The sequence below is a fragment of the Nocardia sp. NPDC059691 genome (genome assembly GCF_042733915.1).
In the GTDB taxonomy this organism is placed as follows: domain Bacteria; phylum Actinomycetota; class Actinomycetes; order Mycobacteriales; family Mycobacteriaceae; genus Nocardia; species Nocardia sichangensis.
The window spans coordinates 103,832-119,093 of sequence record NZ_JBHWFB010000009.1 but is presented as its reverse complement, the minus strand read 5'-3'; the positions used below and the strand labels follow the sequence as shown (position 1 = coordinate 119,093).

13 protein-coding genes are annotated in these 15,262 nt (G+C 68.2%); 10 read left to right on the top strand and 3 right to left on the bottom strand.

Annotation, left to right across the window (positions count from 1 at the left end; genetic code table 11):
- The first annotated feature begins 36 nt into the window (after positions 1-36).
- The gene (gene ftsE, locus ACFV2O_RS20835; RefSeq protein ID WP_039800068.1) at positions 37-726 is read left to right on the top strand and encodes a cell division ATP-binding protein FtsE; all 690 of its coding nucleotides are present in this window, start codon (positions 37-39) and stop codon (positions 724-726) included.
- Positions 726-1,631 carry a permease-like cell division protein FtsX gene (gene ftsX / locus ACFV2O_RS20830; protein ID WP_355077872.1) on the top strand — a complete coding sequence of 302 codons (906 nt, stop codon included), beginning with the start codon at positions 726-728 and terminating at the stop codon, positions 1,629-1,631. Before ftsE ends, ftsX begins: the two co-directional genes overlap by 1 nt.
- Before the next feature lie 67 nt (positions 1,632-1,698).
- On the opposite strand, the gene ACFV2O_RS20825 is transcribed toward ftsX, so the two are convergent.
- The gene (locus ACFV2O_RS20825; protein WP_379253380.1) at positions 1,699-2,370 is read right to left on the bottom strand and encodes a Uma2 family endonuclease; all 672 of its coding nucleotides are present in this window, start codon (positions 2,368-2,370) and stop codon (positions 1,699-1,701) included.
- Positions 2,371-2,779: 409 nt separating this feature from the next.
- On the opposite strand from ACFV2O_RS20825, the gene ACFV2O_RS20820 reads away from it, so the two are divergent.
- Both ACFV2O_RS20820 and ACFV2O_RS20815 read left to right on the top strand, forming a co-directional pair.
- Positions 2,780-4,174 carry an acyl-CoA dehydrogenase family protein gene (locus ACFV2O_RS20820; RefSeq protein WP_379253215.1) on the top strand — a complete coding sequence of 465 codons (1,395 nt, stop codon included), beginning with the start codon at positions 2,780-2,782 and terminating at the stop codon, positions 4,172-4,174.
- A gap of 34 nt (positions 4,175-4,208) precedes the next feature.
- On the top strand, positions 4,209-5,438 hold the full coding sequence (locus ACFV2O_RS20815; protein WP_355077874.1) for an acyl-CoA dehydrogenase family protein: 1,230 nt from the start codon (positions 4,209-4,211) through the stop codon (positions 5,436-5,438).
- A 298-nt stretch (positions 5,439-5,736) separates the two neighbouring features.
- On the opposite strand, the gene ACFV2O_RS20810 is transcribed toward ACFV2O_RS20815, so the two are convergent.
- A complete protein-coding gene (locus ACFV2O_RS20810) occupies positions 5,737-6,639 on the bottom strand; it encodes a phosphatidylinositol mannoside acyltransferase (protein ID WP_379253214.1) in 903 nt (300 codons plus the stop codon).
- Positions 6,640-7,234: 595 nt separating this feature from the next.
- Between ACFV2O_RS20810 and ACFV2O_RS20805 the strand changes: the two genes are divergently transcribed.
- Together ACFV2O_RS20805 and ACFV2O_RS20800 are read left to right on the top strand one after the other, a co-directional pair.
- A complete protein-coding gene (locus ACFV2O_RS20805; protein ID WP_379253213.1) occupies positions 7,235-7,867 on the top strand; it encodes a hypothetical protein in 633 nt (210 codons plus the stop codon).
- A gap of 84 nt (positions 7,868-7,951) precedes the next feature.
- On the top strand, positions 7,952-8,452 hold the full coding sequence (locus ACFV2O_RS20800; protein WP_355077877.1) for a winged helix-turn-helix domain-containing protein: 501 nt from the start codon (positions 7,952-7,954) through the stop codon (positions 8,450-8,452).
- Here the strand turns inward: ACFV2O_RS20800 and ACFV2O_RS20795 are convergent.
- Positions 8,420-9,022 (bottom strand): carboxymuconolactone decarboxylase family protein, encoded by a 603-nt coding sequence (locus ACFV2O_RS20795; RefSeq protein WP_379253212.1) that lies wholly within the window; start codon positions 9,020-9,022, stop codon positions 8,420-8,422. The two genes, ACFV2O_RS20800 and ACFV2O_RS20795, sit on opposite strands and share 33 nt — an antisense overlap.
- Positions 9,023-9,272: 250 nt before the next feature.
- Between ACFV2O_RS20795 and ACFV2O_RS20790 the strand changes: the two genes are divergently transcribed.
- The 4 genes from ACFV2O_RS20790 to ACFV2O_RS20775 all read left to right on the top strand — a co-directional run bounded on the left by ACFV2O_RS20790 (position 9,273) and on the right by ACFV2O_RS20775 (position 15,186).
- Complete coding sequence (locus ACFV2O_RS20790) at positions 9,273-10,898, top strand: acyl-CoA synthetase (protein ID WP_379253211.1); 1,626 nt, start codon at positions 9,273-9,275, stop codon at positions 10,896-10,898.
- Positions 10,899-11,074: 176 nt separating this feature from the next.
- Positions 11,075-12,733 carry an acyl-CoA synthetase gene (locus ACFV2O_RS20785; protein WP_379253210.1) on the top strand — a complete coding sequence of 553 codons (1,659 nt, stop codon included), beginning with the start codon at positions 11,075-11,077 and terminating at the stop codon, positions 12,731-12,733.
- A 118-nt stretch (positions 12,734-12,851) separates the two neighbouring features.
- On the top strand, positions 12,852-13,415 hold the full coding sequence (locus tag ACFV2O_RS20780) for a hypothetical protein (RefSeq protein ID WP_379253209.1): 564 nt from the start codon (positions 12,852-12,854) through the stop codon (positions 13,413-13,415).
- A 301-nt stretch (positions 13,416-13,716) separates the two neighbouring features.
- Positions 13,717-15,186 (top strand): PepSY-associated TM helix domain-containing protein, encoded by a 1,470-nt coding sequence (locus ACFV2O_RS20775; RefSeq protein WP_379253208.1) that lies wholly within the window; start codon positions 13,717-13,719, stop codon positions 15,184-15,186.
- Positions 15,187-15,262 lie beyond the last annotated feature (76 nt).

Here is a 15,262-nt window from a genome sequence, read left to right as displayed (position 1 = left end):
CAGGCCGCGAACGGTTGCTGGTTACACTGGCTCCCCGTGATCACCATGCGGAACGTGACCAAGTCGTACAAGACCTCGACGCGACCCGCGCTGGACAACATCACCGTCGATGTGGGCAAGGGCGAGTTCGTCTTCATCATCGGACCGTCCGGCTCGGGAAAGTCGACCTTCATGCGCTTGCTGTTGAAGGAGGAGACTCCGACGGCGGGCGAGATCAGAGTGGCCGATTTCCGGGTCGACCGCTTACCCGGCCGCAAGGTGCCCAAGTTGCGCCAGCGGATCGGGTGCGTCTTCCAGGATTTTCGGCTGCTGCAGCAGAAGACCGTGTACCAGAACGTCGCCTTCGCGCTGGAGGTCATCGGCAAGCGACGCCAGGTCATCGACCGCACGGTCCCCGAGGTGCTCGACATGGTCGGCCTCGGCGGCAAGGCCGACCGGCTGCCGACCGAGTTGTCCGGTGGTGAACAGCAGCGCGTCGCGATCGCGCGCGCCTTCGTGAACCGGCCGCTGGTGCTGCTGGCCGACGAACCGACCGGCAACCTCGATCCCGACACCAGCGCCGACATCATGATGCTGCTGGAGCGGATCAACCGCATCGGCACCACGGTGGTGATGGCCACCCATGACAACCACATCGTCGACGCGATGCGCAGGCGGGTGGTCGAACTCGACCACGGACGTCTGGTGCGGGACGAGGCGACGGGCGTGTACGGGGTGGGCCGGTAATGCGCGCGAGCTTCCTGTTCGGCGAGGTCTTCGCGGGCCTGCGCCGCAATGTCACGATGACCATCGCGATGATCCTGACCACCGCGGTCTCGCTCACCATGCTCGGTGGCGGTCTGCTGGCGGTGCGCATCGCGGACAAGACCGAGCAGTACTTCCTGGACCGGCTCGAAGTGCGGCTGTACCTGACCGAAGACGTGTCGGCCAACGACCCGGACTGCTCGCTGGACCCGTGCCGCTCGCTCATGGCGGATCTGAAGGCGACCAGCGGCGTGGAATCGGTCCAGTTCCTCAACCGGGAAGAGGCGGTCCGCGAGGCCAAGGAGAAGACGTTCAAGGACCAGCCCGAGCTGGCCAAGTACGTCAGCGAGACGCCGTTGCCCGCGTCGCTGCGAGTCAAGATGGACAACGCGGAGCTCTATCCGACGATCTACGAGAAGTTCTACGACCGCCCCGGCGTCGGCATGGTGCGCAACGACAAGGACATCGTGGACCGGCTGGTCAGCCTGTTCGACGGGTTGCGCAACGCGGCGTTCGGCCTGGCCGTGCTGCAAGCGCTGGCCGCGGTGATGCTGATCGCGAACATGGTGCAGATCGCCGCGTTCACCCGGCGCACCGAGGTCGGCATCATGCGATTGGTCGGCGCGACCCGCTGGTACACCCAGCTGCCCTTCCTGCTCGAAGCCGTGGTCGCCGCGCTGGCCGGCTCCCTGCTCGCCATGTTCGGCCTGCTCATCGCCCGCCCGCTGGTGATCGACCGCGCCCTCGGCGACCTGTTCGCCAGCAAGGTCTTCCCCCGCATCACCGGCGACGACATCGCGATGACCGCGCTCGTCATCGCCCCGGTCGGCATCGTCTTCGCGGGGATCACGGCCTACGCGACGCTGCGGTACTACGTGCGCGAGTGATCCTTCGGGCCGGTGGCCGCAGCGCCACCGGCCCGCTCGGACCGGGTACGAGTCGGCTCCGGCCCCGCTACAGCACGAGATCGGCGAGCTGGTCCCAGTCGAGCTGGATGCGGATCGGCAGGTCGACGGCGAACGCGGTCTGCGGCTTCAACACGCGGGCGAGCCGGTAGTGACCGACGCTGTGGTCGAGGCCGTAGGTCTCGATCGCGGTCACCTCGGTGTCCGACACGCTGACCAGCCAGTACCACGGAATTCCGGCAGCGGCGTATTCGCCCATTTTCTCGAGTCGGTCCGTTTTGACATGGCTGGGCAAGATGATCTCGACGGCGATCTTCAGATGGCGTGCAGGCATCGGTCGCACATCCGCCGGTACGCGCTCGAAGAGTGCGATGTCGGGACGCCGAATCGTCGCCCGGGGCACCTCCCACAGCACCACATCGAAGTCATGGTTGGCGTCCAAGCATGCCGAAGGATCTTCGGCCATGTATTCACGAGCCGCCGATTCCAGCATCGCCAGGAGCCGGTGGACGGCTTTCTGATGTGCCCTACTCGGTGATTCGCAACGGACCGCGTCCCCGTTCACCACTTCGACCAAGCGGCAGAACTCTTCGGGAAGCTCGCGCCAGATGTCGACCGTGATCGGCTCCGGCTGCACATTGTCCGGCCGGGCCCAGTCGAAGATCGCTGACATGCGTCGGATTGTAATCACGGCACCACGGTCGACCGCCTCCGTCGACATCACCTGCCGGTGGATTCGTCTCGCCTGCCGACCGCGCCGCCGTCAGGTTCGAGACAGCTCTGCCGATCGCTCCACACAGCCCACATGTCACCTGTCGACGGAATAACGAATCAGCATCGATCGCCGCTATGGCCTTGGATCGCGGCGAACCGGCGGCGGTCGATCCGGCTATCCGGCTCGGAGTGTGCGCGTGTGTTCCGAAGCCGCAGCTCATCGCGCTGCGCGGCCTAGCACGACGCGCGCAGGGGGCGACGGCCGACCCCGGGACGCAACTTCGGGCACTTGTCCAGCAAGGCGCGGATTCACCGCGTATGCTGCACCTCGACGCACTTCTTACTCAGCAGTAAGATAGCCTTACTCTGGAGTAAGATAGCTGGGAAAGACCGCACCAACCCATCCGAGAAAACAGGTGATGATGAGCACTCGAGACAGCGCAACGAAGCGACGTCCAGACACGTCCGCGGTCGGCCTGAACCATCCCAAGCGGGATTGGATGGGCGCGGCGATGCGGGTCATGACGAGCATTACCGGGTCGGAACTGGCCGAGAAATACAACCTGCGCAAGCCGATCGAGCGCGTCACCTACGAGGGCACCAAGACCGGCTTCCGCACGCTCGGCGCGGCGACCCGCGCCTTCGCCAAGGTCGCGGGCGGCGGTGCGCCGAAGCGCCTGGCCACCAACGAGGCGAAGAACAAGGACTTCTTCGACCTGACGCCCAGCGACGAGCAGCAGATGATCGTCGAGACGGTGCAGGAGTTCGCCGCCGAGATCCTGCGCCCGGCCGCCTACGAGGCCGACAACGCCGCCAAGGCGCCGCGCGACCTGCTCGAGCGCGCCGCCGAGCTCGGCATCACCCTGATCAACGTCCCCGAGGAACTCGAGGGTGCGGCCTCCGAGCGCGGCGCGGTGACCAACTCGCTGGTCGCCGAGGCGCTGGCGCACGGTGACATGGGCTTGGCCCTGCCGATCCTCGCTCCCAGCGGCGTCGCTGTCGCGCTCGCGCAGTGGGGCAGCGACGCGCAGCAGAAGACCTATCTGCCCTCCTTCACCGGCGAGAACGTGCCGCAGGCTTCGGTGGTGATCAGCGAGCCCCGCGCCCTGTTCGACCCGTTCGCCCTGGACACCAAGGCCGTGCGCTCGCCGAGCGGCTACCGCATCTCGGGCGTGAAGAGCCTGGTGCCCGCCGCGGCCGACGCCGAACTGTTCCTGATCGCCGCCGAGCTCGACGGCCGTCCCGCGCTGTTCATCGTCGAATCGGACGCGCCCGGTCTGGTGGTCGAGGCCGATCCGAGCATGGGTCTGCGCGCCGCGGGCCTGGGCCGTCTGATCCTGGACAACGTCGCGGTCGGCGCCGACGCCATCCTGGGTGACGGTGACGCCGCGACCCGCGCCGAGGAGTACGCCGACGCCGTGCGCCTGGCCCGCCTCGGCTGGGCTTCGCTCGCCGCGGGCACCGGCCGGGCCGTGCTGGACTACGTGATCCCGTACGTCAACGAGCGCGAAGCGTTCGGCGAGCCGATCTCGCACCGGCAGGCGGTCGCCTTCATGGTCGCCAACATCGCGATCGAACTCGACGGCCTGCGGCTGGTCACCCTGCGCGGCGCGTCCCGCGCGGAGCAGGGCCTGTCCTTCGGCCGCGAGGCGGCGCTGGCCCGCAAGCTCGCCACCGACAAGGGCATGCAGATCGGCCTCGACGGCGTGCAGCTGCTCGGCGGCCACGGCTTCACCAAGGAACACCCGGTCGAGCGCTGGTACCGCGATCTGCGTGCCATCGGCGTCGCCGAAGGTGTCGTGCTCATCTGACCGGCCCGTTCCGTTTTCCAGGAGACCTCACAACATGATCAACCTCGAACTCCCCAAGAAGCTGCGGGCCAGCGCGAACCAGGCGCACCAGGTCGCCCAGGAGATCTTCCGCCCGATCTCGCGCAAGTACGACCTCGCCGAGCACGACTACCCGGTCGAGCTGGACACCATGGCCGCCATGGTCGAGGGCTTGGCCGACTCCGGCACCCAGAAGATCGGCGGCGCCGCCGGTGGCCGCTCGGATGACAGCGAGGGCGACCGCCACGCCACCGAGCTGCTCGGTAACACCAACGGCGGCAACATGTCCGCGCTGTTGAACGCGCTGGAGACCTCGTGGGGCGACGTCGGCCTCATGCTGTCGATCCCCTACCAGGGCCTGGGCAACGCGGCCATCGCCGCCGTCGCCACCGACGAGCAGCTGAAGCGCTTCGGCAAGGTGTGGGCCTCGATGGCGATCACCGAGCCGTCCTTCGGCTCCGATTCCGCCGCCGTGTCCACCACCGCCGTACTCGACGGCGACGAGTGGGTGCTCAACGGCGAGAAGATCTTCGTCACCGCGGGTCAGCGCTCGACCCACATCGTGGTGTGGGCGACCGTGGACAAAAGCCTCGGCCGCGCGGCGATCAAGTCGTTCGTCGTGCCGCGCGACGCTCCCGGCCTGTCGGTGGCGCGGCTCGAGCACAAGCTCGGCATCAAGGCCTCCGACACCGCCGTGCTGCTGTTGCAGGACTGCCGGATCCCGAAGGACAACATCCTCGGCAGCCCGGAAGTCAACGTGGAGAAGGGTTTCGCCGGGGTCATGCAGACCTTCGACAACACCCGTCCGCTCGTCGCCGCGATGGCGATCGGCGTGGCCCGCGCCGCGCTGGAAGAACTGCGCTCGATCCTGACCGCGGCGGGTGTGGAGATCTCCTACGACACCCCCGCGAACAACCAGCACGCCGCAGCGGCCGAGTTCCTGCGGATGGAAGCCGATTACGAGTCCGCCTACCTGCTCGCCCTGCGCGCCGCGTGGATGGCCGACAACAAGAAGCCCAACTCGCTCGAGGCGTCCATGTCCAAGGCGAAGGCGGGCCGCACCGGCACCGACGTCACCCTCAAAGCCGTCGAACTGGCCGGCGCCATCGGCTACTCGCAGCGCACGCTGTTGGAGAAGTGGGGCCGCGACTCGAAGATCCTGGACATCTTCGAAGGCACCCAGCAGATCCAGCAGCTCATCGTCGCCCGCCGGGTGCTGGGCAAGACCAGCGCCGAGCTGAAGTGACGCCGCGCTAGACGGTCGACAACGAAATCCGGTGCGAGCTTCTCGGACTCGCACCGGATTTTTCGTTCTCTCCGCCGTCGGTAGGCGAATGACGTGTCCCCGAACACTTTCAGTGATGCGTAGCTATGGATTTCGCCCCGCGGGTTCCGTACTCTTCGCCCCCATGTGGAGCATCGTTCTCATTTCGATCGTCAGTTGTTTCGTGATAGCCGCTGGATTCGCGTGGGGGCTGCCCGGCGACTGAGATGCCCCCTCGTATCAGCGCGTTCGCTCGCCGACTTGGGCACAGCCGAGCGTTTCAGTCCGGGTTTCGGCGAGCGAGCCGGGCGGCGGTGACGTCGGCTGTCCAGAGGGGCTGGAGCATGTGCCAGTCGGCGGGGTGTGCGGTGATGCCCGCCGCGAATCGATCGGCCAGCGCCTGGGTGGTCTCACGCACTCCACGGCTGGTGTCGATAGGTGGATCCACGCGGAATCCCCAGCCATCGGGGGTGTACCAGCAGTGCACGGGGAGAAGTGGCGCGCCGGTGTCGATGGCCAGCCGAGCCGGACCGGCCGGCAGCCGAGCCTGCTCACCGAAGAAAGTGACCGGTACGCCCGTACCGGACAAGTCGCGTTCCCCGAGTAACCCGACTATCCGCCCCTGCCGGATCCGGGCGAGCAACTGCGGGAACGGCGGCGTCGCGGAGCCGGTGAGGGGGATGATCTCGAAGCCCAAGCGTTCACGGAAACGAACGAAGCGCCGGAACAACGATTCCGGCGCGAGCCGCTCCGCGACCACCGTCGGCGAGCCGACGCGCTGCACCAGCCAGACCCCCGCCAGGTCCCAATTACCGCTGTGCGGCAGGGCGAGCACGGCTCCGGTGCCGCGCTCGACCGCCCGGTGGATGTGTTCGAGTCCGGTCGCCGAGGATTCGATGGCGTCGGCCAGGCTCAGCGGGTCCATCGACGGCAGCCGGAAGGCTTCGCGCCAGTACCGGGCATAGGAGCGCAGGCTCGCCAGGACCAGCGGCTGCGGCACCTCCTCCGGCGCGGTGCCCAGGACCCGAGAAAGGTTCCGGCGCAATTGGTTCGGTCCGCCGTTCTGAGCCGCGCGTTCGGCTCCCACATCGAAGAGGCGGACGGCCAGTGGTTCCGGCATGGCGCGCACCAAGCGCCAACCCGCGGCGTAACCGAGATCCCATGCCCTGGCCGCCGGATGCATCGGTCACCCGCCTGCGGCCTGCGTCGTTTCGTCGGTCGCCATGGCAGGAGTTGCGGCGATAGCGTCGCTGAATACGGGCAGATCGACCGCGCCCGGCATCGGCGCGCTGGTATCGACCGGCTCGCTCCGATGGCTGAACAGGTCAGATGAGGGTCGGTTACTTCGATACATTCCGGGGTTCTCCGCTCACTCGCGATCGATGGCACCCGACTGGGTGGCGTACCGCGAAGACACGATCGCCGCCGCCGCGAATTCGGCGGTCACCTCGAGAACTCCACACTACGCCTGCGCAGATCAAACGGAATGGTTTTATCGGAAGTGCGCCGAACCGCTCCTTGGAAGAGATCCGCGATAATGGCGACGACCGCGGCCGGTTCCCTTCGCGATGTCCGACGACGAGGACAACCACCGCGGCTGCTGTCGACGGGCAAGCCGCTGCATCGATGTGTCAATGACACGATCACGCCAATCCACGTTCATCCCTGGACAGACGCGCCCCGGCCGAGGCAGCCTATCGCCCTGAGTCGCTGGATCGACGAATCAGCGGACGTCTCTTCACTCGAGCAGTACCAGCAAACTTCAAGGAGAACTGGTTATGCAACGATTGAGTTTCACGCGTCGCCTCGCCACCGCTTTGGCCGCCTCGGCAGTGTTGGCAGCGCCCTTCGCCGGACACGTCGCCGCCCAACCCGCTACGGTCGATTGGTCCGCCGCCGCGCAGCAACTGCGGACCGCCGCGGCCGGTAATCCGGCGGCGGAGCAGGCGGTGGATCGGCTGATCGCCTCCGGACAGCTCGCGAAGGCAGGTCAGGTCGCCTTGCCCGCCCAGCCGTTCCAGGTTCCGGCGCAGTCGGATATCGGACGCGGTGAGGGGCCGGGCGTGTACGGATCGGGAATCGCCCTCGGGATGGACGGATTCCGCATCGGGTTCTTCGGCGGGCCCGGCACCATCTCGCCGAACCAGGGCGGCGCGAAGCTCGAGGCGCTGTGGATCAATCTCGCGAACGGACGCAGCGGCACCGAGTTGCTCTACGAACACAACGACGTTCCGGTGGACACCACCATTCGCAGCCGCGCCCTGGACACCGGCGCGGGCCCGGTGGTCGCCGCGGTGTACGGATCGCTGTGGCATCGTTGGTCGGTGCCCGTCAGCGACATGAACCCGGATGGGTACGCCTACCGGTTGGGCACCATCTCGGTCCCGTCGTTCGGCGCCGTCTACAACTGAGTACGAAAGCCCCGGCTCCCGCCGCCACGGGAGCCGGGGCCATCGGTTTGTCGGAAGTTATGGAATTCCGTAGCTTTTGGGTTCGTGAGCCTGGAAGACCGAGTCGCCGAGTTGGAACGGCGGCTCAGCGCGCTGGAAGAAAGAATTCGCCCCGAAGATCTCCCGCCGGGCGCCGAGCAGTGGGCGGTGGCTCGTCTGCGGGACGAGTTCGCCGCGGCCGACGAGCCCGACGGCGGCGTGGTCTTCGCCGGGTCGGTCCGTCTGCCCAACGACCAGCAGCGCGAGTGGCAGGCCCGGTTCACCACCGGCGACCTCATCGAGGACGACTGGGCCGAGACGGCGGAATGCCTTGCGGCGCTGGGCAGCCCGGTGCGGCTGCGGCTGCTGCGCGAGATCATGGGCGGGCGGCGAACCGCGGCCGAACTGGCCGGAGTCGACGGTGTCGGCGACTCCGGCCAGATCTATCAGCACTTGCGGCAACTGGCCGCCGTCGGCTGGCTGCACACCGCGGGGCGCGGGCGATTCGAGGTGCCCACCGCCCGGGTGGTGCCCTTACTCGTCGCCCTGGCCAGCGCTCGCCGCTGATTCCGGCGGCACTCCGGCGGCCACGTATCCGGCGGTGGCGAGCATCCCACCGATCTGCTCGTAGGTCGCCCGCTCCTTGGGCGCGACCGTCGCCAGGCCGTCCACATAGCGGTTGAACATGCAGAACGCCGAAGCGATGAGGACCGCGTCGTGGATGTCCTCGTCCTTGGCGCCCGCGGCGCGCGCGTTCTCGACGTCCTCCGCGGTCACCTCGAGTCCCGACCGGCGCACCTTGTCCGCGATGCGCAGCAGCGCACGCAGTTTCGGATCGATCGGGGCGGAGTCCGCGTCTTCGATGACGGCGTCGATCAGCTCGCGACCGCCGTCGACCAGCGCCGCCGCGGTCGCCGCGTGCGACTGGGTGCAGAAGTAGGTCTGGTTGCGCGACGACACGTACGCGGCGATGGTTTCGCGCTCCCCCGGCGTCAGCGGGGACGACCCACGCAACAGGGTCTGCGCGAATTCGCTGAGCGCCGTTCCGGTTTCGGGCTTGAAAGCGAACAGGCCGCGGATGCCGGGCAGATCGCCGGGAATGTCGATGAACGGTGCACGGTCCTTCGGGTCGGACATTGGCCGCGTCTCCCTTCGAGCGGTCTCGAGACGTTGCGAGGGTAGCGCTACCGGCCGGTAACGGCGGGCGAAAAGACCGAAATCGGACCGGCGACCGCTCTCACCTGCGGTGGCCGCGACCGAACCGAGACGGGTTTGTCCGTTTCTGTTGTGACCTGTCACACTCCGCACTGCTACGGTGTCAAGTCACACGCCGTACCGGTTCGCTAGGTCGAGGACCGACGCGAGGGTTTTGTGGAGGTTGTTCGACATGAATTTGGCCCACACGCTGGAGGCCGTGAAGGCGCTGGGTGTGCTGCGCAGCCGGGGTGTCACCGATCCCCGGAAGCCGCTGGAGACACTGCGGACCATGAAGGAGTCGCGCATCCTCGGCCCGCAGGCCACGCTGATCCGGCACTCCGCGCGGGTGGCGCCGGACGCTCCGGGCATCGTGGACGAGGCGGGCGCCCTGACCTACCGCGAACTGGACGACCGGTCGACGGCCGTCGCGCGCGGCCTGCAAGCGGCGGGCATCTCCGAAGGCCAGGTGATCGGCGTGCTCGCGCGCGACCACCGCGGGCTCATCATCGCCATGGCCGCCGCGGGCAAGCTCGGCGTGCGAGTCGCGTTGATGAACACCGGATTCGCGAAGCCGCAGTTCGCCGAGGTGTGCGCCCGCGAGAAGGTCAAGGCGGTGCTGCACGACAGCGAGTTCCTCGGCCTGCTCGACGCGTTGCCCGCCGACTTGCCGCGCTACATCACCTGGGTCGACGAGGGCGCCACGCTCCCCGAGGGTGCGCAGACGCTCGACGACCTGGTGGCCGCCAACTCCGCCGAGCCGCTGCCCGCGCCGAGCAAGCCCGGTGGCTTCATCATCCTCACCAGCGGCACCACCGGCCTGCCGAAGGGCGCTCCGCGCACCAAGGTCACTCCGCTGTCGACGGCGCAGATGGTCGACCGCATCCCGTTCCCGCAGCGCGGCACTCAGGTGATCGTCTCGCCGATCTTCCACAGCACCGGACTGGCCACCTGGCTGGTCGGCGCGGCGCTGGCCAACAAGGTCGTGGTGCGCCGCAGGTTCGACGCCGAGGCCACGCTCGCCCTGGTCGCCGAGCACAAGGCCGACATGCTGGTGGCGGTGCCGACGATGCTGCACCGGATGGTCGAACTCGATCCGGCGATCCGGGCGAAATACGACACGTCCTCGCTGAAGTCGATCGTGCTGGCCGGTTCGGCGCTGTCGCCGGAACTGACGATCAAGGCCACCGAGGCGTTCGGTCCGGTGCTCTACAACCTTTACGGCTCCACCGAGTGCGCCGTGGCGACGGTGGCCAACCCGGAGGATCTCGCCCTCGCGCCCGGCACCGTCGGTCGCGCGCCGATCACCTGCGAGGTTCGGCTCTACGACGACAACGACCAGCGCGTCACCGCCACCAACACCACCGGCCGCATCTTCATCCGCAGCGGCGCTCCGTTCGAGGGCTACACCGACGGCAGGCACAAGCAGATCATCGACGGCTACATGTCCAGCGGCGACGTCGGCCACTTCGACGAGAACGGCCTGCTCATGGTGGACGGCCGCGACGACGACATGATCGTGTCCGGCGGCGAGAACGTCTTCCCGCAGGAGGTGGAGAACCTGCTGCTGGAACGGCCCGACATCTTCGACGTGGCCGTGGTCGGCGTGGACGACGTGGAGTTCGGCAAGCGCCTGCGCGCCTTCGTCGTTCCCGAGCCGGGCTCCTCGCCCGACGGCGAGGAGATCAAGGCGTACGTGAAGAACAACCTGGCGCGCTACAAGGTGCCGCGCGAGGTGGTCTTCCTCGATGACCTGCCGCGGAACGCGACCGGCAAGTTGCTGCGCCGCGTGCTGGCCGAGTACGAGGTCAAGGCCTGATGAACAGCGGGCCGGGCCACCGTGCCCGGCCCGTTACCAGCGGGTAGCGTCCGCTGAGATACATGACACAACCGGTTACACAAGCTTGCTAGTGTTAGCACCAGCACTGGGTATCGAAATTGCGGTCCGCACCACCCGGAGGATCACCGGGTGATACCGCCGGAAGGTTGTCGTCGATGTCTCTTTCCCTCCCCGCGTTGGGCGGCGCCGCCCGCAAGGCGGGCGATCTGGCCCTTGGCGTGAACGTGATGGTCAAGCGGCGGCTGTTCAATCCGCTGCGCCCCGACCATGCCGCTCGGTCGGCGTTCAACATCTTGAAATTCGGGCCGTTCGCGGGTGTCGTCATGCATGCCGCGCAGACGAGGCCGCACGCCGTCGCGATCGTCGACGAGCGCGGGGAGCTGACTTTCGGCGGTCTCAACGAACAGTCGAACGCCTTGGCCCGCGGCTTGCAGAGCAAAGGCATCAATCCCGGTGACGTGGTGGCGATCCTGGCGCGCGACCACCGCGGCATGGTGCTGAGCCTGCTGGCCACCGGCAAGCTCGGCGTGCGCGGCGTGCTGATGAACACCGGGTTCGCCAAGCCGCAGTTCGCCGACGTCGCCGAGCGCGAGAACGTCAAGGCCGTGCTGCACGACAGCGAGTTCATCGACCTGATGAGCGCCATCCCCGCCGCGATCCCGCGCATCCTCACCTGGGTGGACGAGAAGGACAACGCCGACCCGGCGATCCCGACCGTCGATTCGCTGATCAGCGGGCAGTCCGGCGCATCGCTGCCCGCCCCGGCCAAGCCCGGCGGCATCGTCATCCTGACCAGCGGCACCACCGGCACCCCGAAGGGCGCCCCGCGCGACCGGGTCAGCCCGTTCGCCTCGGCTCAGTTCGTCGACCGGGTGCCGCTGCCCGCCAACGGCACCATGATCATGGCGGCGCCGATCTTCCACGGCACCGGCTTGTCCCAATTCACCCTCGGTCTCGCGCTGGGCAACCGGGTGGTCTTCCAGCAGCGCCGCTTCAATCCCGAGCAGACCTTGGCGAACATCGAGAAGTACCGGGCGGATTCGCTGGTCGTGGTGCCCACCATGCTGCAACGCATCCTGGACCTGGATGCGGACGTGCTGGCGAAGTACGACGTCAGTAGCATCAAGGTGATCTTCGCGGCGGGCTCGGCCATCGCGCCGGACGTGGTGACCCGCACGCTGGACCACTTCGGCGACAGCCTCTACAACCTCTACGGCTCCACCGAGTGCGCCGTCATGACCGTCGCGACGCCCGAGGACCTGCGCAAGGCGCCGACCACCGCCGGTAAGGCTCCGGTCGGCATCCGGATCGTGCTGCTCGACGAGAAGCGCAAGCCGATCACCGAGCCGAACGTGACCGGAACCATCTTCGTGGACAACGGCTTCGCCTTCACCGGCTACACCGACGGTCGCGGCAAGGAGATGGTCGACGGCATGATGTCCAGCGGCGACGTCGGGCACTTCGACGCCGACGGCCTGCTCTACATCGACGGCCGCGACGACGACATGATCGTCTCCGGCGGCGAGAACGTCTTCCCGCTCGAGGTGGAGAACCTCATCGCCGGTCGCGACGACATCTTCGAAGCCGCGGTCGTCGGCGTCGAGGACCGCGAGTTCGGCAAGCGGCTGCGCGCGTTCGTCGTTCCCGGTCCCGATTGCAAGCGCGATCCGCAGGAGATCAAGGACTACGTCAAGGCGAATCTCGCCCGCTACAAGGTGCCGCGCGAGGTGGTCTTCCTCGACGAGCTGCCCCGCAACGCGACCGGCAAGCTGCTGCGCAAGCCGCTCATCGAGATGGAGATCGACGCGGGCTGAGCGGCGCGCGTCCACGGTCTTCCTGGCGGTGCGCCTGCCGACCACGCTGGAGGCCTGAGTATTTTCGGGGCCTGCCGATGCGGTCGGACGCGTGCAATCGGTCCGCTATCATCAGCGGGTGAGTTACGAGTTCGACCGGTCTGCCGCGGGACGTCGCGGCGCCGTCGCGCGGGTGCGCGGTGGCTCGGCCGGTGCGATCTCGGGGGCCATTTCCGTCGCGGCGCACGGCTGGGCTTCCGGCGGCATGCTGCCGGACACCACCGCGCTGGCCCTGCTCGCCGCCGCGTCCGCCGTGATCGGCGCGCTGGTCGCCGGCCTGGCGCCGCTGCGCGAGACGTCGTCCGGGCTGGTCGCGGCGCTGGTCGCCGGGCAGCTGCTCGGGCACTTCACCATGGGGATCAGCTCGGGACACCTGCATCACGGTGATGCCCAGCTGACTCCGGCTATGCTGGCCGCGCACGTGTGCGCGGCATTCGCGGCGGCCATCGTGATCCGGGGTGCGGAGGCCGCCTACCGGATCGGCACAGCGGTGCTGCGCCAGGTGCTGCCGGTGCGGCACACCCCGCCCGTCGTCGCGGACCGCGCTCCTTTGCGTACGGCCCATCGTGACCGGGTCGTCCTGCGTGTTTTCGCCGCCGAGGCGCTGCGCACACGCGCTCCGCCGCTCGCGGTCGTTCTCTGAATTCTTTCCACACCCGGTGCACGCGTGGCGTGAGTATCGCTCATCGTCACGGTCTTTCCTCGTGCAGCGCAGCGTCGCCGCGCACTCTCGTGCCCACGCCTGAGCGTGCCGACGCGACGCCGTCCACCGGGTCGCACACCTTCCTTCCGTGCGGTGCCGAGATCGCGCTTCCGTCGAATGAGCGCGTCCGCAGGTGATTCCGCGACGGCTGTCCGCGCAGGACGGTCGCCGCGGCGGTCGCGTGCCCACGGCCGTCAGGAAAAGGGTTGCGTCCCACCCGGGTTCCGCCGTCAGAAACGAAATGATCGTGAGCACAACAGAAACTATTTCCGACGCCGACTTATCGGAGCCGTCGGATTCCTCCGGCCCACGCCGGGCCACCGCGCGTAACAGTTTGTACGCGCTGGCCATGCGGCTGCACTTCTACGCGGGAGTGTTCGTCGGGCCGTTCATCCTCATCGCCGCCGTCACCGGTGCGCTCTACGCGATATCGCCGACGCTCGAGTCGATCGGGTCGCGCGACCTGCTGACGGTCACCGCGACCGGAACGCCGAAGCCGCTGTCGGAGCAGGTCGGCGCGGCCGTCGCCACGCGGCCGGATCTCCAGCTCGTCGCCGTCGCCCCGGCGGGGGGCGCCGAAGACACCACCCGGGTGCTGTTCAGCGACCCGTCGCTGGGGGAATCCGAGCGGCGGGCGGTGTTCGTGAACCCGTACACCGCGCAGCCGGTGGGTGATTCCGTCGTATACGGCAGCTCGGGTGCGCTGCCGATGCGCACCTGGATCGATCGGTTGCACCGGGACCTGCACCTCGGCGAACCCGGTCGGCTCTACAGCGAGCTCGCCGCGTCCTGGCTGTGGATCGTCGCGCTGGCCGGGCTGGTCATCTGGGTGCGCCGGGTGCGCAGCCGACGGGCCCGCAACGGCTGGGGCTGGCTGTTCGCGGCCGATCGGTCGCAGCGCGCGCGAGGCCGCACCCTGAACTGGCACGGTGCGGTCGGCATGTGGGTGCTTCCACTGGCGCTGCTGCTGTCGGCGACCGGCATGACCTGGTCGACCTACGCGGGTGCGAACGTCACAGAACTGCGTGAGCAGCTCAGCTGGACCACACCCGCGGTCAGCACCGCGCTGCCCGGAACCGCTGCTTCGAGTCATGATTCGGGTTCCGAGCACCACGGCGGCGGACACGCCGGGCACGCGCCCACCGCCCCGGCCGAGCGGATCGCCCAGCTGGACCGGGTCTACGCGACCGCCCGCGCCGAAGGCATCACGCAGCCGGCCGAGATCGCCGTACCGGCCGCGCCGGGCAAGGCGTTCGCGGTGAAGGAACGCCGGATGCCCGGCACCTACACCGTCGACTCCGTGGCCGTCGACGGCGCGACCGGCGCGGTCACCGACCGTCTGCCGTACGCCGACTGGCCGCTGATGGCCAAGCTCACCAACTGGGGCATCCAGTTCCACATGGGGCTGATGTTCGGGTTGTTCAATCAGTTGTTGCTGCTCGCGGCGATGATCGGCCTGATCACCGTGATCGTGCGCGGCTACCTGATGTGGTGGCGGAGGCGGCCGACCCGCGATACGGGGCGGTTCGTGCTGGGCCGAGCCCCGCGACGCGGCGGGTTGCGCAAGACCTCGCTCTGGCTGGTCGTGCCGCTGGTGGCCGCCGTGCTGGTGGTCGGCTGGTTCATCCCGCTGGTCGGGTTGAGCCTGCTCGCCTTCCTCGCGATCGACGTGCTGCTCGGCCTCGCCGGGCGGATGCGCGCCGCCGCTTAACCACACATTCGCGGGCGAAGGCCCGTCACCCTCAACGACCTACCGAAACGTCACAGGTATGGCCGTCGCTTCGCCA